Source organism: Shewanella cutis, from assembly GCF_022410515.1.
In the GTDB taxonomy this organism is placed as follows: domain Bacteria; phylum Pseudomonadota; class Gammaproteobacteria; order Enterobacterales; family Shewanellaceae; genus Shewanella; species Shewanella cutis.
Genome location: NZ_JACSDI010000003.1, coordinates 314741 through 335245, shown reverse-complemented (window position 1 = coordinate 335245; position 20505 = coordinate 314741). Strand labels below are relative to the sequence as shown.

The window sequence follows — 20505 nt, the reverse complement described above, 5'->3', positions numbered from 1 at the left end:
AGATTGTGAGATAGAAATAAAAAAGAGAGAGGGGACACCTCTCTCTTTTCGTTTTGGCTCTCTATTCAGAGCATTAAGCGGGCTTAGTTACCGTGTGCTTCCATCAATTGCGATGGCGTATGGCAAGTTGCACAGCTTTCAGATGCACGGGTTTGAACATCTGCAGCACTAGTACCATTTAAGATACCGCCATTAGTCTCGATGTGCGATTTAGCTGCGTCAGACAGATACTTCTGGTGGCAACTTAAGCAAGTACCCGCATCGGAAGAAACCCAAATCTCTGTACCAGGATTATTGATGTCACCAAAGCGCCATGCACGCTCTGGTGCTCTGCCTAAGGTGATGCCCGATACAGTCCCGCTGTTTTCAACGTGACAGGTTGCACAATCACTCTTCAGCACTGTGCCTGATTGAACACCAGCGTACTTCAGGTAGTGACCTTCTCGCTCGTGCGCTTTCCACGCAAAGCTAGTTGGGATTTTGCCACCAGGGTAGTTACTATCGTTCTTTAAGCCTTTATCTGATGTATGGCAAGCTTGGCAGTTCACACCGTTGTCATAGTGATAGATTTGTTGATTATGACAACCTTGACATTTACCTGCGTCGATAATGTCGCGACGAACACCAGGTTTCGCACCTTCATCTACGCCTGTGCCTTTCCACACGAAATGATATGGAGCTTCTTTGATGACTACTTTGCGTACTCCAGCTGTTGAGCAATCAGTCAGTGCAACGTCTGCTACTCCATAGCCGCCATTGTTGAAACATGCTTCAAGGGCAGACCAAAGTTCAAATGTTTTACCATCTTTATCTGCCGGTAAAGTGAAGCCAGTTCCGACCATAGAGTAAACTTTAGTTGCATCATTATAGGTGCCCGTTTTTAATTGGATACGGCGAGCACTGTATGATGCATCTGAGTCACTTGGATAATCTTTGTCAGAATCCCATGCAACAACGACACGTGAGTCTTGGTTCACAAAGACTTTATCGACAGCATTACCATCTTTGTCAACGACTTGTACATCAAATGTCATCTTACCCGCATCGTTTATGCCGACATTACTAAACTTAACTGCTAATGCTTTTGCATCAGTGTAAGCTTTCATCACATCGCCATGACGTTTGGCTGCACTATTTGTTCCACCATAAGGTTTAGTTGCATTGTGACAAGATACACAATCTTTACCCACAGTCAGATGGCTTTTCGATGGTGTTTGATGGCATGCAATACAGGCAGTGTTGCTTAAGTCCGCTTTGAATAAATCGGCATTGGCAGGAGCATTTGCGCCTTCCACGTGACATGCTGAACAGTCTGCAGCGGGTTTTTGTGGATATTGTACTTTGCCATAATCAATGACTTTGCCGCCGTAGCCCACGATTTTGTAAGGGGCTGCGACTTCTACGCCTTCAGCGTTAACCGTTTTTCTGTCTGCACCTTTATGAATCGAGTGGATCATATAGGTAAAGTCAATGCTGTTACCTGATTCCGGATCACCTGATGTGGCAGTGTGGCAAGAAGCACAGTTTTCAATGTCTAAACGGCGACCGCCGTGTAGTTGCAAACTGTCAGGTTGGTGACAGGTATAACAGGTGTCAATAGACACGACATTGCGACTAGTTATGCCTTCAGTTTTACCTGTTGATGGTTGCCAATCTAAGTGTGCGTTAGCGACAACTTGTGGAAGTTCTAATTCGAGAGTGGCACGCTGAGTGTAATCAGCATTGTAGGTCACAGCTACTGGGGCGGTGACATTGGCGATATTAGCTTGATAGGTATAGCTGTAACTACCATCACCGTTATCGACTAAGCAAGTGTCACATTTACTTGCTGACTCAACGTTCGCTTGGAACTGAGCAGATGGATTAAGGTTATCAACTCCTGGTGGAATTGTACCGGGTTCTTTTTTTGCATTGATATAGGCTTGCCATTGATAACCGCGGTCAGCTTCAGTTTCACCCACTTTTTCTTTAACGGGGGCTAATTGCGCAATACCAAATCGCAAATCGTGGTCTTTGGTTAAGCCTAATACGGCCACACCATTAGCATTTTCTAAGGTAAAGTTGACAGTGACTTTACCTGCATCAACAGTTGCATTAGTGAATTTTGCTTTTAAGGTTGAGGTTGAGTTGATATTAACTCCAACAACGCCTGGTTTACCGTCTTCACCATCTTTACCATCACTGCCACCGCAGCCAGTGAGAAGGAGTGAAAGTAAACCGGCACCCAACATCGCTTTTGTTGCGGTATTGAAATTGAACCGTTTCATCATGATATTTCCCTGCAATAGTTTTAATCATCATTAAACACTAACTAAATAAGAATAAATCTCATTAGTCGTATTTAATGTGTGGAATTAGATCCCACCTGTAAGGCTAACTAAGTCATTGGTATTTATCAGTCACTTTAAGCGGGTAATGTGATTGAGATCTGACTATTTCTTTAGAGGTAGGTGACGATTTTGCGTTAAACCCTTGTCGTTCCCCATGAACAGCTTGATTAGGTGATGAACACGGGGGCTATCGCGATTTCTCATTGCCCTTGCATGTGAGCTTAATCACCATTGGCTAATTCAGCGAGGGAAGTCACAATGGGGCACTAATGGTATTGCACTGTTTGATTGAGGCGCTTCGCATTTTACGTACTTATTCACTTGCTTTTAATGATTATGCAGTCACGCCAATCGCATTAAATAACCTGAACTCGGGGTAACGAGAGTCGAAAAAATCTAAAATTAACAAACCAATGATATAAGTGATTTTTTGAAGATAAAAAATCTTTTTTCTGACTGAATGCACAGATGTTTGCGCATATCAAGGCGCTCTGTCGTACGCCATAGCGAGCAATGGTGAGACAAAGCAACGCAGAGAGGCCCGAAAAGATGCCTATTCAGCGGCTCTGCTTATCCCGTATATGGACTCCACCTGGTTAGCAATTGCTTTGACAAAAAGATTAGATGCGCACGTATATACGGTTTTTTATTGAAGAAGCTATCTTCTAACCTATGATCTATTCGCCCCCTCTGTCCTTATCGAGATTGTAGCGTTATTAACGCTGTCGGGATAAACAGGTTTTCAGAAGGTTGCTCTTACCTATTTGTTAATGCATTTTGCTGAACTTTTTATAAACTCTTTCTAAAACAATACTCTATATAATCTGATTGGTATATTCGGTTCTGTAATTGAGCAATGCCCATGCGGTGCGAACGGTTTTATTGATTAACGCGACACAAGCACGTTTTATACCCACTCGCCTGACTAAATTGATAAGCCATGGCTGTTTATAGGTTTTCACCTCTACTGGCAGCCTTGATATGACAGAGAGTGCCACTTGATAGAGGATTGAACGCAGGTATTTATCGCCACAATGCTTATCTATTCCAATCATCACAACCTTACCTCCACTGCCGTGTTGTTTAAGGGTAACACCAACGAAGACAGCCGCATCTCTGCCATTCTTAACACCTTGACCGTCACCTAAGTAAGCCAGTAAACCGGCTGCACCAATATGACTAACGCCTTCGAGTTTCATCAAGCGCTTACAAGGTTCTGATTGAGTAACCCACTGCTGTAACTGTAACGTTATCGCTTTGTAGTGCTCTTCTGTTGTTTGATATTGTTGCCATAAAATCATGAGCAATGGTTTGATTTGCTCAAGTAAGTCTGTTGATTCTGGCGAAATAAAGTGAGTGATGGCTTGCCCTAATGACTTTTTACCTAACGTGATGATAGCGCCATATTCAAAACACAACGCTCGTATGTGATTACCCAGTGATGTGATTGTTCGGTCGAACCATTTTCGGCTGATTTGAATCGCTTGAATGTTCTGTTGTGATAGGGCTTTAACCTGCCAGCAAGTCATTCCTAACTGTGTTGATGCGATGGCAATGCCGATAGCATCATTAGCGTCTGTTTTTTTGATTGCTGATATAGGGTTTTACTTTTTTTAGGTGCCATCTCTCTGACGTCATGTCCAAATGATTGTGCGACTCGAGCCCAGTAGTGAACGCTAGCACAGCCTTCCATCGCAACGACACAAGGAGGAGAGTTGGCCAGAAGGTCTTTCGTTTTTGGGATGACATGGCGTTATTGAATAACAACTCACCATATGGATTCACTTTACAAACTTGAATGACTTTTTTGCAAGGTCGAGAGAGATGATTGTAGGCTTACTCATGTATGGACTCCTTTTGTTTTGGTCGACACCAACTTACGACTGTAGGTTGGTGGAGTCCATACATCGAGTTCAGGTTAGTTAAAAATCGCGCTATTCCAACTCACAAAATCTTGAATAAGATCATTCTCTGGGGTAAAACTCGCACTCAAAATAAGGTATTCCTTGAGTTTACAAGCACTTTAGCGGATGTTAATTCAGCCCGTTAATTTTCAGTGGATATCTGATGTCGTTCTTCATATCTTCTTGGCGTTTATCGCCTCTGCCTGCCTTTGTCGGCTTAAGTTTGCTCACTCCCCCTGCCATGGCATTTGGTTCAAGCGCTGGCACGGCAAGCCTATTTATCATCGTAGGTGTTGGCGGATTTACCTTGCTCAATAGCTTGATGCAAGGATTGTTCTTTTTTGCAGGTCAGTATCGTAATCCCATTTTTGCTAAACGCCACGTGCTGAGCGCACTCATAGTACCTCTACTCGCCTTTGCCTTAACCCTTTATGATCACCGCACTTGGAGCGACTTTACCCTTCATCTCGGCATGATCATTGTGGGAGTAGGATTGATTTTATTGCCACTGCAGTTGAGTCAATTTAACCAGCCCAGTAACCAACATGCTGACTGGTTACTGAATCTTGGCGCCATACTCGTGTTAGGCATCAGTTATCTAGTGCCGCCCTGCGCCCTGTTTGCGATGATTCTTGCGCATATTGCCATCGCCTCACGCCCCAACACAGAAGCCAAAAAAATCATCGCCAAACCATTGAGTTATCTTATATTAGCTGCGTCCTATGCGCTCTTTGGCTACTGGCTCTTTCATTTATTAAGCAAATTTGGGGCTTGATGATGACAGACACTTCACGCCCAGCTATCGAGCCAAATTGCTCCGCAGAACTAAGTGAACTGCTCCTGCAAATCCGCGCTTGCCAACAGTGTCAGGCCGAGTTGCCCTTGCCGCCTAAACCTATCTTGCAAGCCAGTAGCCAAGCACGAATTCTTATCGCTGGCCAAGCCCCCGGCGTAAAAACCCTCCATAAGGGCATTCCCTTTTACGATGCCAGTGGTGAACGCCTTAGGGCTTGGCTAAATGTAAGTCGTGAGCAATTTTACGATCCCGCCCTGTTTGCCATAGTACCGATGGGATTTTGTTTTCCGGGCAATATTGAAAGCAAGGGGAAAAAGCAAGGAGATAAGCCGCCACGTCCAGAGTGCGCTGCAACCTGGCACAAAGCACTACTGGCGCTAATGCCAAATATTGAGCTAGTGATAGTACTCGGCCAATATGCCATGGATTACCACCTTTCACGGCTGTTAATGGATAATATGCATAAAAACAGGGGGTTCAATTCAACACCGTTAGCGGCAGCAAATACCATAGGCAAGGCGACACCAAACAAAAAAATCACGCTTACCCAAGCCGTTGAGCAGTGGCCATTATATTGGCCTCAATTAATGGTGATGCCGCACCCAAGTCCTCGAAATAATCTTTGGCTAAAACAACATCCCGAGTTTGAACAGCATCTTATTCCCACGTTAAGATCACGTATTAGCTCCTTATTAACCTGATAACCACAACAAGGCCGGACATGTATCTGCTCGATTCAACCATCGCCAAAAAAATTGTCAGTCGCACGATGAAAATTATCGGACACAATATCAATGTGATGAATGGTCAGGGCGTCATCTTAGGCTCGGGCGATCCCAAACGTATCGGCTCAACCCATGAAGGCGCTTTGCTTGCAATTGCCCAAAATCGCAATGTGGAATTGAGTGACGAAGTCGCCTCTGGCTTACATGGCGTGAAACCCGGCATCAACTTACCCTTGCATTACCAAGGACAAATCATTGGTGTAATTGGAATTACAGGCGCTCCCGATGAGTTAGCCCATTATGGCGAGCTACTGAAAATGACTGCTGAGATGATCGTCGAGCAGGCCAATCAGCAGGACAAATTACAGTGGGAAAATCGCCAGCGGGAAGAATTTATTCTGCAACTGATTAAAGCAAACACCGATGATGAGCAGCTGCAGCGCTGGGCGAAACAACTCGATATCGATATTAACCTTCCCCGAGTTGCGGCCATTATCGAGATCAGTGAAAAGCTGTCTGCGCCCATCCATAAAACCGCATCGCATATCAATGCAGCAGCTAGCGAATCAAGCGTTGATGAACGTAATCCCAGAGTCAGTGAAACCCTCAAACAAGTGCTGCATTTACTGCAAAATCCCGACCGAGGCAACCTAATTGCGATGACGTCGATGTCGCAACTGGTGATCCTAAAACCCGCCTTTTTAGATGGCAAACAATGGGACCCCGAGCTTGAAAACCAACGTATCGATAAGTTATTGCAACGTTTACCGGCGCAAATGGGTTTACATTTTAAAATAGCCCTCGGCCACTTCTTCCCCGAAAAAGGCGGCATTGCTCGCTCTTATCAAACCGCCCAAGAGACGTTGAACTTAGGTAAACAGCTAAACCCTGAAGGCACAAAATATCTGTTTGAGGATTATTCCTTACAAGTGTTGCTCTCTGGGCTTAAACATGACTGGCGCGGACAAGCACTAGCAAGTCCCTATCAACAACTGACTCAAGCCGACAAAAATGGTCAGCTACGCAAAACCTTAGCGGCCTATATCACCCACTTTGGTGATGCGCAGCAATGTGCCAACGCCCTGTTTATCCACCGAAATACCTTAAGATACCGTCTAGATAAAATTCAACAATTAACCCAAACCGATATTCAATCCTTGCATGGCTTATTGAGTTTGTATCTGGGGCAACTGCTTGATACTTCTGCAAGTCCAAGGTAACGGCCTCTGTACTGCAAGATGCACGTTTAGCGCAAAGTTTAGCGGCTAAATTTTACGGCTAGGTATTTAGCTCCCGTAGCTTAAGGACTCATTGGATATAGAAATAATCTCTCAAGTTGACGTTATTTCCTGCGCCATTGGATAAATAATGCATTGAGTGAAAGATTTATACCAAATCCCCTGTCCTATGGGTTCAGATAACGTTCTCACGTCGACATAGTAAACATTCGACCCAGTGCATAAAAAGGAATTGCAATGCCCCTATTCAAACTGACTTTACTCGCCCAAGCCTGCATCCTCACAGGCTTAGCCTTCAGTTCACCGACATTAATCGCCGCCGAAAAAACCATTCCCGAGCTAGTTGATGCAGTCAATGGCACGCCGGATGCGGCGAGTCGCGAAGCGGGTAAAAAAGTGAAACTGCGTAATCACACAAAAGGATTTTGCACCTCCGGCTATTTTGCGCCTAACCCAGAGTTACAAGATTCGCTAGCGATTCCATTTTTTAATCAAAGCCAAATTAAGGTTACCGCTCGTTTTTCCCTAGGCGGTACCAATCCTAAGCTTTCCGATAAAACCCCAGGGCGCTTTATGTCACTCAAAATTGATGGCGATAAAGAAAACCTTAATTTTGTCACCACCAATGTGCCGGTGTTCTTTGCCAGCAATCTGGATGACTTTTTTACCTTTCAGACTAAAGTGAAGCAAGGTGCCGAAGGAAAACAGTGGCTTATCGATAATAAGCCCGATGCCAAAGCCTTTTTCGACTATGTAAAACAACTGCCTCCCAGCCCCAGCTTTGCCAATAGTCGCTACTTTGGCGTAAACAGCTTTCTGTTTACCGACAAGCAAAATAACAGCGTTGCGGGTAAATGGATTTTTGAACCCGTCGCTGGCACCGCAGCGCTGTCAGCCAGCGAACTTGCCAATCTGGGTGATGATTTTTTAAAGGCGGAATTACTCCAGCGCATAAACACCCAGCCAGCACAATGGAACCTCTATGTTCAACTGGCGGAATCGGGTGATGACATTAATAATCCAACGGTGATTTGGCCTGAGACTCGTAAGCGATTACTGGTCGGCCAAGTGGTGATTAACGGTGAGCGCGATAGCGACTCCCAAGTGCAAGAATGCGACAAAGGCATTTTCAACCCGCTGTTATTGCCTAAGGGGATTGCCCCCTCAGCCGATCCGATACTCAATGCTCGAACGGCGGCTTATGTCGAGTCTTTTATTCGTCGTCAATAACTCAAGATATTAAACGCTACACTTTTTAAGGTTAGTAAACCGCAGGTTTACCAACCCCTCGCAACAATATTTCTGCTATTGCATTCGAAGTCACACGCATTATTTTGTGCACACGCACAAAATAATGCCCTATTTATCCCGTAATTCCGTCAGTTTAACCAAAGCTATTCAATCTGCAGTATTCAATAATAGGCTGACCTTAAAGCAGCCTTTATTTGACTTGGGGTTAAATAAAGACTGCGCCCTACAAAAACAGCCAAAACCACTTAAGAACTTCAGCCAAGACTGAACGGGACATCCTATGAACTTAGTGCTCATCCTCATCGGTGTGATTGCATTTATTGTTATCGCGACCTCAAAATTTAAGCTCCATCCATTTTTAACCTTAATTCTCGCCGCCTTTATCGGCGCCTTCGCCTACGGTTTACCCAGTGGCGATATTGCCAAAACCATCACCACAGGCTTTGGTAATATCCTCGGCTATATCGGTCTGGTGATTGTGCTCGGGACGATTATAGGTATCATCCTCGAAAAAAGTGGCGCTGCCATTACTATGGCGGACGTGGTGATTAAAGTCTTAGGTAAACGCTTCCCTACACTCACGATGTCGATTATCGGCTATTTAGTGTCGATTCCAGTGTTTTGTGACTCAGGTTTCGTGATCTTAAACTCGCTTAAACAATCCATGGCCAACCGCATGAAGGTTTCGAGTGTGTCCATGAGTGTGGCCTTAGCCACAGGTCTTTATGCTACTCACACCTTCGTGCCACCGACTCCTGGCCCGATCGCCGCGGCCGGTAACTTAGGCTTAGAGTCAAATTTAGGCTTAGTAATAGGTGTCGGTTTATTGGTTGCTGCTGTTGCCTCGTTTGCAGGCATGTTGTGGGCGAATCGCTTTGCAGGGGTTGAACCCGATGGTGAAGGCGCGGAAGAACTCAAAGCCCAAGCCGCGGATTTTGAAGCCTTAAAACAAAGCTATGGCACACTTCCTAGCCCATTAAAGGCTTTTGCTCCGATTTTTGTGCCTATCCTATTAATTTGTTTGGGTTCTGTTGCTAATTTCCCTTCTGCGCCACTGGGCAAAGAAGGTCTGTTTAGTCTATTAGTGTTCCTCGGCCAGCCCGTAAACGCGCTATTGATTGGCCTGTTCCTATCCGCGCTGTTACTGAAAAGTACCAACAAAATCGCCGAGTTTAGCGAGCGCATCAGCCAAGGCTTAGTTGCAGCAGCGCCAATTATTTTGATCACCGGTGCCGGTGGTGCCTTTGGTGCTGTATTAAAAGCCACACCTATCGGTGACTTTTTAGGTAGCTCACTGTCGGCGCTCGGCGTTGGTATCTTTATGCCCTTTATCGTCGCCGCTGCGCTGAAATCGGCACAAGGCTCATCAACGGTCGCCCTGGTCGCAACCTCGGCCTTAGTCGCCCCAATGCTGGGCGATATCGGTCTTGGCAGCGAAATGGGCCGCGTGTTAACTGTGATGGCAATTGGTGCTGGCGCGATGACAGTCTCCCACGCTAACGACAGTTTCTTTTGGGTTGTGGCCCAATTTAGCCGCATGAGCGTTAAACAAGCCTATAAAGCCCAAACCATGGCGACCCTTATCCAAGGCGTCACCGCAATGCTGGCCGTGTATGTACTAAGCTTAGTGCTGCTCTAAGCCGCCTTATCTTGTCCTTGGGCGCATCCGTGCGCCCAAAAAGCTGTAGGATTTTGAATGAAGATAGTTATTGCCCCCGATTCCTTTAAAGAAAGCTTAAGCGCACTCGATGTAGCTAATGCGATCGAACAAGGCTTAATGCAAGTGATCCCTGACTGTGAGATTGTCAAAATTCCCGTCGCCGATGGTGGCGAAGGCACGGTGCAATCTATGGTCGATGCCACAGGCGGCAGCATTGTCAATCTAGAGGTCATGGGGCCACTTGGCCATAAAGTCAACGCCCATTACGGCATTTTAGGCCAGCAAGCCAATGGTACGATTGCGGTGATTGAAATGGCCTCCGCCTCGGGTTTACACCATGTACCGCGTGAGCAACGTAATCCCCTTATCACCACCAGTTATGGTACGGGCGAGCTGATTTGTGATGCGCTCAATCGCGGGATAAAGCACATTATTTTAGGCTTAGGCGGCAGTGCAACCAATGATGGCGGCGCAGGTATGGCCCAAGCACTGGATATTTTGCTGCTGGATAAAGATGGTAAAAGCCTCAGTGCAGGCGGCGCGGGGCTAGCGGAACTCGCCAGTATCGATATGAGCCACGCCCATCCGCTACTGAAGGAATGTACCTTTGAAGTGGCCTGCGATGTCGATAATCCCCTGTGCGGCGAGCGTGGCGCCTCGGCCATATTTGGCCCGCAAAAAGGCGCAACGCCAGAGATGGTGAGCATTTTAGACTCGGCCCTGAGTCACTATGCCGATGTGATAGTCCAAAGTGGCGTGACCGATCATCGCCACCAAGCTGGTGCGGGCGCAGCGGGCGGTATGGGGCTCGGCGTAATGGCCTTTTTAGGCGCTGAGCTTAGACCCGGTGTCGAGATTGTGATGCAAACGGTGGGACTGGCTGACAAAATTCGCGGCGCGGATCTTGTTATCACTGGCGAAGGCCGAATTGATGGCCAGACCATATTTGGCAAAACCCCGATGGGCGTCTTAAAGCAAGCGCAGTTGCAAAATATTCCGACTATCGGGATTGCCGGTTGCCTTGGCGATAATGCCAATGCCGTGCTTGAGCAAGGTATGGCGGCGATTTTCCCTATCATTCCACACTTAAGTCCGCTGGACGATGTGCTGGCTAACGCCAAAACCAATCTGACCAATACCGCCCGTAACATTGCCGCGGTCTTGATGCTAGGCCAGCGTTAACTTTACCTTAGTATTGTGATAGCTAACGACATACACCTAAGGCGCTATTGATAGCGCCTTTGTTTATTCTTTAACCCAAGCACTAACTCAAGCGATATTTTAGTGCTTGATGCCTAAAAGGCCTTGCAGTAAAGTGAGCTCCCTTTTTGGTAATCCGTAAACGGGTTTAAGCGCCATGTATTTGGTTATACGCTTAATCACCTTTTCGGTTTCACTATAAGAATAACTAGACGGCAAGCCCCATGACCCAAAAACTCCCTCGCCAAGCCATCGCGTCTGAAGAAAGCCTGATGCGAATTTTTACTGTGCCCGAAGATGCAGATTCCACCTTAAGCATTATCGAGCAGAAGCTTTCCGAGGACTTAGCAGGTTTTTTGGGTGACAGTATTGCCGCGCTAGAAAAGCCGCTATCAGAGATCGAAACCGATTTTCAAACCTTTGAAATTCCAAACCAGCCGCGTTTTGTCTCCGACTATACCGACGAAATTATGCAGAATCTGGTGGCGCATTCGGTGCATACGGCGGCGCCGAGTTTTATCGGCCATATGACCTCGGCACTGCCCTATTTCGTGTTGCCACTGTCTAAAATGATGGTGGGGCTGAATCAAAACTTAGTCAAAATCGAAACCTCCAAGGCGTTTACCCCGCTTGAGCGCCAAGTGCTCGGCATGATGCACCATTTGATTTATGCCCAAGATGAAGATTTTTATCGCAATTGGATGCACAGCGCCAACCATTCCCTTGGCGCATTTTGCTCCGGTGGGACTGTGGCCAATATCACCGCCCTATGGATTGCCCGCAACCAATTACTCAAGGCCGATGGCGACTTTAAAGGCGTCACCCGCGAAGGCTTAATTAAGGCGCTGCGCCACTATGGCTTCGATGATTTAGCGATTCTGGTCTCCGAGCGTGGTCACTATTCATTAGGCAAGGCGGTCGATCTGCTCGGCATTGGCCGCGACAATATCATCAGCATCCCAACCGATGCTGATAACAAGGTTGATGTCGCCCAAATGCGTAAAATCGCAGCTGAACTTGCACATAAGCGCATTAAAGTCATGGCGATTGTGGGTGTGGCAGGCACAACCGAGACGGGCAATATCGACCCGCTAAGGGAGCTTGCGGCCTTAGCAAGTGAGTTAAACTGCCACTTCCATGTGGATGCGGCTTGGGGCGGCGCAAGCTTATTATCCAATAAATACCGTCACTTACTCGATGGTATTGAACTGGCAGATTCGGTCACTATCGATGCCCATAAGCAAATGTATGTGCCCATGGGCGCGGGTATGGTGCTATTTAAAAACCCTGAGTTTGCCCATGCGATTGCCCACCACGCTGAATACATTCTGCGCCGAGGTTCTAAGGATTTAGGCAGCCAAACGCTCGAAGGCTCACGCCCCGGCATGGCCATGTTAGTGCACGCCTGTTTGCAGATTATCGGCCGCGATGGCTACGAAATCCTGATAAATAACAGCCTTGAAAAAGCCCGTTATTTTGCCGAGCAAATCAACGCGCACCCCGATTTTGAGTTAGTCACCGCGCCAGAGCTGTGCCTGCTCACCTATCGTTATGTACCCGCGCAGCTGCAGGCCGCCATGCAAGTGGCGATAGAACAAGGCGATAAGGCAAAGCTTGAGCGCTTTAATGAGTTGCTCGATGGCCTAACCCAATTTATTCAAAAACACCAACGCGAACAGGGCAAATCTTTTGTATCTCGCACCCGTATTCAACCCGCGCGCTACTTTAGACAGCCCACAGTGGTGTTTCGCGTCGTATTAGCTAATCCGTTGACTAGCCATGAGATCCTTAATCAAGTGCTTATCGAACAAGGTGAAATTGCTGCTTTGGATAACGAGTTTTTACCTGCGCTATTAGCTATGGTCGCTGAATAGCGAGCGGTTTAGCATAAGCTTAAAATCTCATTTAAATACAATGCGTTAACCACAAACAGCCGCAAATATTTGCGGCTGTTTTTGTTTGCAGGCTAAATTGGCGGAAAACTTGGTGAGATAACAAAGATAAAGCGCTTCTGTTCAGTCGTAGATACGCCGAATTCAATTGCTTCCGTGACACGCCGTAAAGCCATCCATGGCGGCTCTGCGATGATATCCATATCATCGAAGGTCACGTCCGCAATCGAATTCGGCTAAACAAATTACGGCTTAATCTGTTGTATATTCAGGATAAATACCGTGTTAACAGTGCTGTATTGTTCACCACTTTCCATAGGAATTATGCAGTAAAATAGTAACTATGGGGGATATTAAGGAGTAGGAGTCCTCCCCCTTGAGAGGGCGCGGCATACAAACCTCTTGTTCAATGTTTAACCAAGGCATAGCAGAAGGTTCACTACCACGCTATTAAAGTTGAGAGTCAATATTTTCACCCACTTTTTAGTTTATATATTGCCGTTTGTATGTAACTAACGGTTACTTAACTCATTTTTAATTTTCTGTAATCCGACCAACGCTCTCTTAATGAATCAATTAGAGATAGTGCAATGAAGAAAAATACCAAGCACCAAATATTCGGCTCGTAACTAACACCTAATCCATTTACGGGATAAATTAATGGCTCGTTCGTTCTTCTAAGATCAACGGCATAAATCCATAGAGTTCCTTCACTATTTGGGCTAAAAACACCATTATATCTCTTGGTATAATAGGTTACTTTTTCGGGAAAATGTAACTCATTTAATGCTCTAGATAGATTTTTGCACTTTTGCCAACCACTAAACCATACCTCTCGCTCAGGAAAGGATGTATACAAAATAATACTATCCGCCCCTGCAATTTTATTTTTACATTCAATCGAGTAGAGAATACCTTCAACTTTTACAAGTTCAGATTCATTAACACCGCTAACAAAGTATCTAAAGTGCCAAGTCAGATAGAATAAAGATATGATTAATAGTACTTGCAAAGAAATTGGTAACTGCTTCAACCAGCTCATTAATTTAGATTTTTTCGGTACCGTGGGAATAATTTTCACTGTTTATCCTTTTTCACAGAAAATCGAGCAACCCTTTTCAAAACAATAACATAATGTGCTTTCTGCTTACGTTCAAGCAATTAGTTATTAAGTTAGCTCTAAGAAAAATTTAACAAGCACCCATTGTTAAATTTCCAAAAGTGGTTGTAAGCATTACTCGGTTTACTTTGCATGACTTGCAAATAACACAAACGCTGAAGGAGTTCACCTTCCCCTCGGAGTTGCCGCTGGGCATTTGCGTTCGTTGCGTGATCGAGGCAGGGAAGCCGAGATGGCGTCAGTCGAATCAGGGACGAGCGTCTGACGCGATAGCATAAGGACGCTAAATGCCCAAGGGGCTTTCAACTCCGTTAGGGGCGTCTTGGAGCATCCAAGGAGGATAGGACGAGCAGTCCTCCTTGCTCGGGTGTGGGGTGAAGCCCCACGACTTTGACTTTGCTCTTAAATAAGTTAACTAAGCAAAATTTAACAAAACACCCATTGTTAAATTCTTAGAATGTCCTAATTGTAAGTAACAGACCATCAGCCATACCAACGGCTTAATGGGATTAGGCTGTGGGGTAAAGCCCCATGACCTCGCTGTTGGTTTTTACACCACGACAGAGTAATCTAGCCAAAATCAACAATGGGGTGTTCTATGGACAGAAAATCATTATTGCTAGTGACACTTATCCTGCCTTTTTCGGCCAATGCCGCCGTATACCAATGTGCCGATGGAAAATATCAGGCCGATCCCTGTGATGAAAATAGCCAACCCATAGATCTCAGCGGCGTCGGTAGCGTGGTTAAAGGCCCTGATATTGCCCATGCAAACGCAGTTACTCACTCGGATAAAAAACAAGAAATAACCGATTTTATTGATAAACAACGCATTAGCCGTGAAATCACTAAACTAGAAAACGACAGAAAACTCATTATCGACCAAAGGGATAAACGTATTGTCGAGCTGAGAAACGATAGAAGTTACGCCAATAACAATCTTGCTGGGGCGACTTGGGAGCAAAGCTTGGCGCAAGAAATGTCTGCGGTGGCGCAGCAAGCAGATACACAGGTTGCGTCTATCGATAGGCAAATAGAACAATTACGACTCAAGTTAAAGTAGATAAAGCACAGCCACTCACGCTTTCCCATGCCAAATACATAAGAACCAATACAAGGAATGACGATGTATTTTATTGCGGCTTTTGGCCTATTGATGCTGTTCTTTAGCCTTGTGATGGTCGTTAAGCCCGCGGCTTTCGCGGATGGCATTATAGCATTTAGCGAGCAGCCCTACTTCCATATTGTTGAAATGGTTAGCCGAATTATTGCGGGTGTGATTTTTATCAAATATTGCGGCGATACCCGATTTCCACAGCTCATTCTTGCGATAGGCATTGTCTTACTCTGTGTGGGAATCGGCTTGGCATGCACGCCGCCAAGTAAGCATCGTAAATTTGCCCTATGGTCAGCCCAAGCGTTGAAGAATCAATTCCGCTTAATCGGTGTTGTTTCCGTCCCACTCTCTTTGCTACTGATTTATGCCGCTGGCGTTGCCTAAAACTCAGTGACAATCCACCCAACTTCCACGACGTTAGCATCCGAGTGTAAAAGCGCAAGATTCGGGTCGAGTTGCATGCCCTAACCCTTCACTATGTCTCTATCGGCGCATATTGGCCGAGGCAATCAACGGAGACATATCTATGGCAATGTTACAGGGAAAGGTCGCAATCATTAGTGGGGCAAGTTCGGGGATTGGCTATGCCACCGCAAAACGCTTTGCCCGTGAAGGCGCAAAACTGGTACTGGGGGCGCGCCGCGGCGCCATATTGGCCTCATTGGTGGATGAGATCATCACCCAAGGCGGTGAGGCGGTTTATCTGGCGGGCGATGTGACCGACGAGGTGTATGCCAATGATTTAGTGGCACTTGCCGTTGAGCAGTATGGCGGATTGGATATCGCCTTTAACAATGCCGGCATTAATGGTGAGTTAGGCGTAGATTCGGATGCGCTTAGCCGAGCCGAATGGGAAAACACTCTAACAACCAACCTTACCAGTGCATTTTTAGCGGCAAAATATCAATTGCCACAGATGCTTAAACGTGGCGCGGGGTCGATTATTTTTACATCTTCCTTTGTTGGCTATACCATAGGTTTTCCTCAAACGGCAGCCTATGCGGCGAGTAAAGCGGGGATGATTGGCTTAACCCAATCCTTGGCCGTTGAATACGGCGCGCGCGGCATTAGGGTCAATGCGCTATTGCCAGGCGGCACAGATACGCCGATGGGGCGGGAGTTTGCTAATACCCCGGAGGCCATGGCCTTTGTGAAAAACCTCCATGCCCTCAAGCGCCTCGCAGATCCCGCGGAAATTGCCCAATCGGCGCTATATCTCGCCTCCGATGCGGCCAGTTTTACCACAGGAATCGCCTTATTGGTCGATGGTGGTGTGTCCATCTGTAAAACCTAGGGAATGGATAACGATGACCCAAGATTACGAACGAATTGCGCGTGCCATTGACTTTATTCGTCAACATGTGGGTCATCAACCCTCACTGGCAGAGATTGCGGCGCACGTCCATTTAAGTGAATTCCATTTCCAGCGGCTCTTTAGTCGCTGGGCTGGGATCACACCCAAACGTTACTTGCAGGCCTTAACCCTAGAACGGGCAAAACAGTTATTGCAGCAGCCGTCCCACTCGACTTTGAGTGCCAGTTATGAGTTAGGTCTGAGCAGTGGCTCACGCTTATACGATCATTTTGTGCAACTCGAGGCAGTCACCCCCTTCGAATATCGCCAGCAGGGTTTAGGGATCAGCATTGCCTATGGCTATCATCCTACGCCCTTCGGGTTGGCCTTTATCGCCCAAACGGCCCGGGGCATTTGCCAGTTTGATTTTGTCGATATGCAGCAAATTCAATCGCCATTGGAACGTTTAAAGCAAAGCTGGAGTCAGGCCACCATTTATGAGGACACGGCGCAAACGGCAAGCTTAATTGATCACCTCTTTAGCCAGTACTTTGCGGGCTCGAGTGCCACAGAGGTTAATTTAACTGCGCCCAATACTCAAGCAATTCACCAAGGCGAGCCTGTCCCGTTATCACTCTGGGTAAAAGGCACTAATTTTCAGCTCAATGTGTGGCGCGCCCTACTGAATTTACCTAAGGGAGAGGTTGCCTCCTACGGTGATATTGCCAAGGCCATTGGTAAGCCTAAGGCCTCACGCGCCGTCGGCACCGCGATTGGCGCCAATCCGGTGGCATTACTTATCCCCTGCCATAGAGTGCTACGTCAAAGTGGTGAACTTGGCGGCTATCGCTGGGGTGAAACCCGTAAACATGCCATATTGGCAAGGGAAGCGGCCTATTGTGAGTAAAAAGATCCACCAGCAGGTGTAACTGAGCATTCCAGTGCTTAACGGCGCTCGACTCTTAACTGCGCTCAACTCTTATCGGCGCGACGACCCAATTCTTAGCCATTGAATAATCAGGGAGGCAAACATGCCGACGCATTCCCCATCCCAACTGGGACCTAACCCGAATGACAAATCCCCCTTAAAAGGCTTTCCTCAGGTGGGGTTTCTGAAGAACTTTATTGGCCGCGACAATATTATCGTCGGCGATTACACCTATTATGACGACCCAGCGGGGCCTGAAAGATTTGAGTCAAATGTGCTTTATCACTTTGACTTTATTGGCGATAAACTGATTATTGGTAAATTTTGTGCCATTGCACGGGACGTAAAATTCATTATGAATGGCGCCAATCACCAAGTGTCGGGCTTTTCCACTTATCCCTTTTATATCTTCGGCAATGGTTGGGAGAAGGCGGCGCCAGCGCCCGAGGATTTACCCTTTAAGGGCGACACCCGCATAGGCCATGATGTGTGGATAGGTTATAACGCTACCATTATGCCTGGAGTAAACATTGGCCACGGCGCCATTATCGCCAGTCAAGCCGTGGTCACCAAAGATGTGCCGCCCTATGCCATCGTCGGCGGTAACCCCGCGACTGTGATTAAATTGCGATTCGAGCCAGAAGTAAGAGACAAATTACTCGCCATTGCGTGGTGGGACTGGCCGATTGAGAAAATCAGCGAGCATTTACCTGCCATTGTAAGCGCCGATCTTAGCCAATTAGCCCGCTTGGCCGATGGGATACACACGCAGCCCTAACCACATATGTCAGAAAACGGCGCCCAACGCATCCCCAAAAACACGGCAAAGCGCAATTTTGTACAAAAGTGTCGAGGCGATCTGGGTTACTATCTGGCAAAACACCTTGATCTTGATAAACCAACTCGCCATTCATCCAGTCGATATAGGAGGCCGAATGAACACTGAACATGCGGCCTACCAAATTGCCAATGAATTAGGTGGCCTTGAGTTACTCAATGCCCACTACCACAAACAAAATTTTAGCCGCCATACCCACGAAGGTTACACCGTCGGCGTGATTGAAACGGGCGCCCAACGTTTTTATCGCACGGGTGGCAACCATGTGGCGCCAAAACACAGCATTATTCTTGTTAACGCCGACGAAGTGCATAATGGTTGTAGCGCCACAGAGGATGGCTGGTCCTATCGGGCTATGTATCCAGTACCTGCGCAGTTTGCCAATATAAACAAAGAGGTCACTTCAAGTCGCGGCGCGCCGTATTTCCCAAATCCCGTGGTGTACGATCCGCAGCTCGCCGAACTGCTGCGCCTCACTTTTACCACCTTAGATACCTCGGATAATCGCTTACTGCGCGAAAGTCTGGTCTATTCGAGCCTGACGCAACTTATGGCGCGCCATGGCCGTAATTATCCCTGTGACCAGTTGGCAGCAAACGCTAAGCCTGCGTTAGCACTGGTAAAATCCTTTATCGACGATCACCCCGCGGCCGATATCTCCCTCGAAGAGTTGGCCACACTCGCGGGATTAAGCCCCTATTATTTGCTCAGACAATTCCAACGTTGCTATGGTCTGCCACCCCACGCCTATCAAACTCAAGCCAGAGTGAGACTCGCCAAGGCAAAAATCAAACAAGGCACTCGGCTACTCGATGTCGCCCTCGATTGTGGTTTTCACGATCAAAGCCACTTAAATCGCCATTTTAAAAAAACCGTTGGCGTAACGCCGGGGCAATTTGCCAAAGAAATAGGCCGCAATTTTATCCAAGCCTAATCAAGCACTTTACGTTAATCTGCCACTCATATTCTTGCAGACCGGCTTAATTGATTGAGCACATAAATCTGCTTCACGCATTCAATGTTCACAGCGGCCCTCGCGTCGCCACTCTTTTTAGGCGCTAAAATGAGAACCGAAAAAACTATCGAAGCTGAAATTGCTCGCACACCGAACTCAAAAGCCAAGGCGTTTTTAAAAGGCACGTTGGCGATGATGCCACTCACCATCGCGGTTATTCCTTGGGGGATCCTCGCGGGCTCGTTCGCCATTGAGGTTGGACTGACACCAATAGAAAGTCAGGCCATGTCGGCGATTATTTTTGCGGGCGCCGCACAATTGGTCGCTCTTGGAATGGTTAAGGCGGGGATTGGTCTGTGGAGCATTTTAATCACGACTTTGCTGATCACTTCACGTCATTTACTTTATGCCATGGCGATGCGCAGCCAAATCAGCCCCTTATCACTGAAATGGCGTCTCACTCTGGGCTTTTTATTGACCGATGAACTGTTTGCCATTGCCAATCAAGGCAAGTTACATAAATTCGACCCTTGGTACGCCCTTGGTGGCGGCTTGAGTTTTTACCTCGGTTGGAACCTCGCCACCTTGCTCGGCATTATCGCCGGCAATGCCATTGATAACTTGGGTGAATTAGGACTGGACTTTGCCATTGCCGCAACCTTTATAGCCCTCGTGGTGCCCACAGTGAAAAAACCGTCCATCCTAGTCTGTGTGCTGGTGTCACTGACCTTAGCAGTGGTATGCGCCGTGCTGGATATTCAGGCGGGACTATTAATTGCAGCCCTATTGGGAATGAGCGCTGGCGTACTCTATGCCAAAGTCACGGGCGAAGATAAGCCAGCCCCCAAAACCAACACAACCGCCATTCAAGCGGAGGAAACACTATGATTTGGTTAATGATTTTTTCAATGGCGGCGGTAGTGTTTATCAGTCGGCATTTACTGCTCGAGCCCAAACTGCCGCTAAGGCTGAGTAAAAACACTCAGACCTTTTTGAGTTATTCGGCGCCCGCGGTACTCACGGCCATCTTTTCACCTATCGTATTTGTGCAGGAGGGAAAACTCGATTTAAGCTTAGATAACAGCTACTTGATATGCGCTGTGGTCGCAACGTTATTAGCATTTGTCACGCGTAATACCCTATTGACCACAGTGCTGAGTATGGGATTATTTTTCACTATTCATTAAGGCGTTAATCTTACCGTGTATACAACCGTAAAAATAGCGATAAGGCAAAGCTAAAATACAAGAGAATAGT

Annotated in this window: 18 protein-coding genes; 15 read left to right on the top strand and 3 right to left on the bottom strand. The window is 46.9% G+C overall.

Features of this window, described 5'->3' with window-relative positions:
* Positions 1-83: 83 nt before the first annotated feature.
* Both H9J30_RS08145 and H9J30_RS08140 read right to left on the bottom strand, forming a co-directional pair.
* Positions 84-2270: an OmcA/MtrC family decaheme c-type cytochrome gene (locus tag H9J30_RS08145; protein WP_240130559.1), complete on the bottom strand. Its 2187-nt coding sequence runs from the start codon at positions 2268-2270 to the stop codon at positions 84-86.
* A gap of 875 nt (positions 2271-3145) precedes the next feature.
* Complete coding sequence (locus tag H9J30_RS08140; RefSeq protein WP_345795990.1) at positions 3146-3919, bottom strand: IS110 family RNA-guided transposase; 774 nt, start codon at positions 3917-3919, stop codon at positions 3146-3148.
* A gap of 478 nt (positions 3920-4397) precedes the next feature.
* Between H9J30_RS08140 and H9J30_RS08135 the strand changes: the two genes are divergently transcribed.
* From H9J30_RS08135 to panP, 7 genes are all read left to right on the top strand, one after another.
* Positions 4398-5009: a hypothetical protein gene (locus tag H9J30_RS08135; RefSeq protein ID WP_240130557.1), complete on the top strand. Its 612-nt coding sequence runs from the start codon at positions 4398-4400 to the stop codon at positions 5007-5009.
* On the top strand, positions 5009-5731 hold the full coding sequence (locus tag H9J30_RS08130; protein ID WP_240130556.1) for a uracil-DNA glycosylase family protein: 723 nt from the start codon (positions 5009-5011) through the stop codon (positions 5729-5731). The genes H9J30_RS08135 and H9J30_RS08130 overlap by 1 nt, the downstream gene beginning before the upstream one ends.
* 20 nt (positions 5732-5751) lie before the next feature.
* A complete protein-coding gene (locus tag H9J30_RS08125) occupies positions 5752-6975 on the top strand; it encodes a sugar diacid recognition domain-containing protein (protein ID WP_240130555.1) in 1224 nt (407 codons plus the stop codon).
* A 255-nt stretch (positions 6976-7230) separates the two neighbouring features.
* The gene (locus H9J30_RS08120) at positions 7231-8223 is read left to right on the top strand and encodes a catalase family peroxidase (protein WP_240130554.1); all 993 of its coding nucleotides are present in this window, start codon (positions 7231-7233) and stop codon (positions 8221-8223) included.
* A gap of 301 nt (positions 8224-8524) precedes the next feature.
* Entirely contained in the window at positions 8525-9883 is a 1359-nt protein-coding gene (locus tag H9J30_RS08115) for a GntP family permease (protein ID WP_240130553.1), read from the top strand.
* A 57-nt stretch (positions 9884-9940) separates the two neighbouring features.
* A complete protein-coding gene (locus H9J30_RS08110; protein ID WP_240130552.1) occupies positions 9941-11086 on the top strand; it encodes a glycerate kinase in 1146 nt (381 codons plus the stop codon).
* A gap of 242 nt (positions 11087-11328) precedes the next feature.
* Positions 11329-12978, top strand: coding sequence for a pyridoxal-dependent aspartate 1-decarboxylase PanP (gene panP, locus H9J30_RS08105; protein ID WP_240130551.1), 1650 nt, complete (start codon positions 11329-11331; stop codon positions 12976-12978).
* A 541-nt stretch (positions 12979-13519) separates the two neighbouring features.
* On the opposite strand, the gene H9J30_RS08100 is transcribed toward panP, so the two are convergent.
* Positions 13520-14077: a hypothetical protein gene (locus H9J30_RS08100; RefSeq protein ID WP_240130550.1), complete on the bottom strand. Its 558-nt coding sequence runs from the start codon at positions 14075-14077 to the stop codon at positions 13520-13522.
* A 637-nt stretch (positions 14078-14714) separates the two neighbouring features.
* Here H9J30_RS08100 and H9J30_RS08095 point away from each other — a divergent pair.
* The 8 genes from H9J30_RS08095 to H9J30_RS08060 all read left to right on the top strand — a co-directional run bounded on the left by H9J30_RS08095 (position 14715) and on the right by H9J30_RS08060 (position 20435).
* Positions 14715-15179 (top strand): hypothetical protein, encoded by a 465-nt coding sequence (locus H9J30_RS08095; RefSeq protein WP_240130549.1) that lies wholly within the window; start codon positions 14715-14717, stop codon positions 15177-15179.
* Between the two features lie 63 nt (positions 15180-15242).
* Positions 15243-15617 carry a hypothetical protein gene (locus H9J30_RS08090; RefSeq protein WP_240130548.1) on the top strand — a complete coding sequence of 125 codons (375 nt, stop codon included), beginning with the start codon at positions 15243-15245 and terminating at the stop codon, positions 15615-15617.
* 142 nt (positions 15618-15759) lie between these two features.
* Entirely contained in the window at positions 15760-16527 is a 768-nt protein-coding gene (locus tag H9J30_RS08085) for an SDR family oxidoreductase (RefSeq protein ID WP_240130547.1), read from the top strand.
* Between the two features lie 13 nt (positions 16528-16540).
* On the top strand, positions 16541-17434 hold the full coding sequence (locus tag H9J30_RS08080; RefSeq protein ID WP_240130546.1) for a bifunctional transcriptional activator/DNA repair enzyme AdaA: 894 nt from the start codon (positions 16541-16543) through the stop codon (positions 17432-17434).
* A gap of 124 nt (positions 17435-17558) precedes the next feature.
* The gene (locus tag H9J30_RS08075; protein ID WP_240130545.1) at positions 17559-18233 is read left to right on the top strand and encodes a Vat family streptogramin A O-acetyltransferase; all 675 of its coding nucleotides are present in this window, start codon (positions 17559-17561) and stop codon (positions 18231-18233) included.
* Between the two features lie 157 nt (positions 18234-18390).
* A complete protein-coding gene (locus H9J30_RS08070; protein WP_240130544.1) occupies positions 18391-19227 on the top strand; it encodes an AraC family transcriptional regulator in 837 nt (278 codons plus the stop codon).
* A gap of 129 nt (positions 19228-19356) precedes the next feature.
* Positions 19357-20136 carry an AzlC family ABC transporter permease gene (locus H9J30_RS08065; protein ID WP_240130543.1) on the top strand — a complete coding sequence of 260 codons (780 nt, stop codon included), beginning with the start codon at positions 19357-19359 and terminating at the stop codon, positions 20134-20136.
* Entirely contained in the window at positions 20133-20435 is a 303-nt protein-coding gene (locus tag H9J30_RS08060) for an AzlD domain-containing protein (RefSeq protein WP_240130542.1), read from the top strand. The genes H9J30_RS08065 and H9J30_RS08060 overlap by 4 nt, the downstream gene beginning before the upstream one ends.
* Positions 20436-20505 lie beyond the last annotated feature (70 nt).

Bases quoted from the DNA above. Each gene is read 5' to 3' on its own strand.
- H9J30_RS08080 (WP_240130546.1), top strand. From the start codon at position 16,541: ATGACCCAAGATTACGAACGAATTGCGCGTGCCATTGACTTTATTCGT.
- H9J30_RS08075 (WP_240130545.1), top strand. From the start codon at position 17,559: ATGCCGACGCATTCCCCATCCCAACTGGGACCTAACCCGAATGACAAA.
- H9J30_RS08085 (WP_240130547.1), top strand. From the start codon at position 15,760: ATGGCAATGTTACAGGGAAAGGTCGCAATCATTAGTGGGGCAAGTTCG.
- H9J30_RS08135 (WP_240130557.1), top strand. From the start codon at position 4,398: ATGTCGTTCTTCATATCTTCTTGGCGTTTATCGCCTCTGCCTGCCTTT.
- H9J30_RS08125 (WP_240130555.1), top strand. From the start codon at position 5,752: ATGTATCTGCTCGATTCAACCATCGCCAAAAAAATTGTCAGTCGCACG.
- H9J30_RS08070 (WP_240130544.1), top strand. From the start codon at position 18,391: ATGAACACTGAACATGCGGCCTACCAAATTGCCAATGAATTAGGTGGC.
- H9J30_RS08115 (WP_240130553.1), top strand. From the start codon at position 8,525: ATGAACTTAGTGCTCATCCTCATCGGTGTGATTGCATTTATTGTTATC.
- H9J30_RS08095 (WP_240130549.1), top strand. From the start codon at position 14,715: ATGGACAGAAAATCATTATTGCTAGTGACACTTATCCTGCCTTTTTCG.
- H9J30_RS08110 (WP_240130552.1), top strand. From the start codon at position 9,941: ATGAAGATAGTTATTGCCCCCGATTCCTTTAAAGAAAGCTTAAGCGCA.
- H9J30_RS08145 (WP_240130559.1), bottom strand. From the start codon at position 2,270: ATGATGAAACGGTTCAATTTCAATACCGCAACAAAAGCGATGTTGGGT.
- H9J30_RS08120 (WP_240130554.1), top strand. From the start codon at position 7,231: ATGCCCCTATTCAAACTGACTTTACTCGCCCAAGCCTGCATCCTCACA.
- H9J30_RS08060 (WP_240130542.1), top strand. From the start codon at position 20,133: ATGATTTGGTTAATGATTTTTTCAATGGCGGCGGTAGTGTTTATCAGT.
- H9J30_RS08090 (WP_240130548.1), top strand. From the start codon at position 15,243: ATGTATTTTATTGCGGCTTTTGGCCTATTGATGCTGTTCTTTAGCCTT.
- H9J30_RS08065 (WP_240130543.1), top strand. From the start codon at position 19,357: ATGAGAACCGAAAAAACTATCGAAGCTGAAATTGCTCGCACACCGAAC.
- panP (WP_240130551.1), top strand. From the start codon at position 11,329: ATGACCCAAAAACTCCCTCGCCAAGCCATCGCGTCTGAAGAAAGCCTG.
- H9J30_RS08130 (WP_240130556.1), top strand. From the start codon at position 5,009: ATGATGACAGACACTTCACGCCCAGCTATCGAGCCAAATTGCTCCGCA.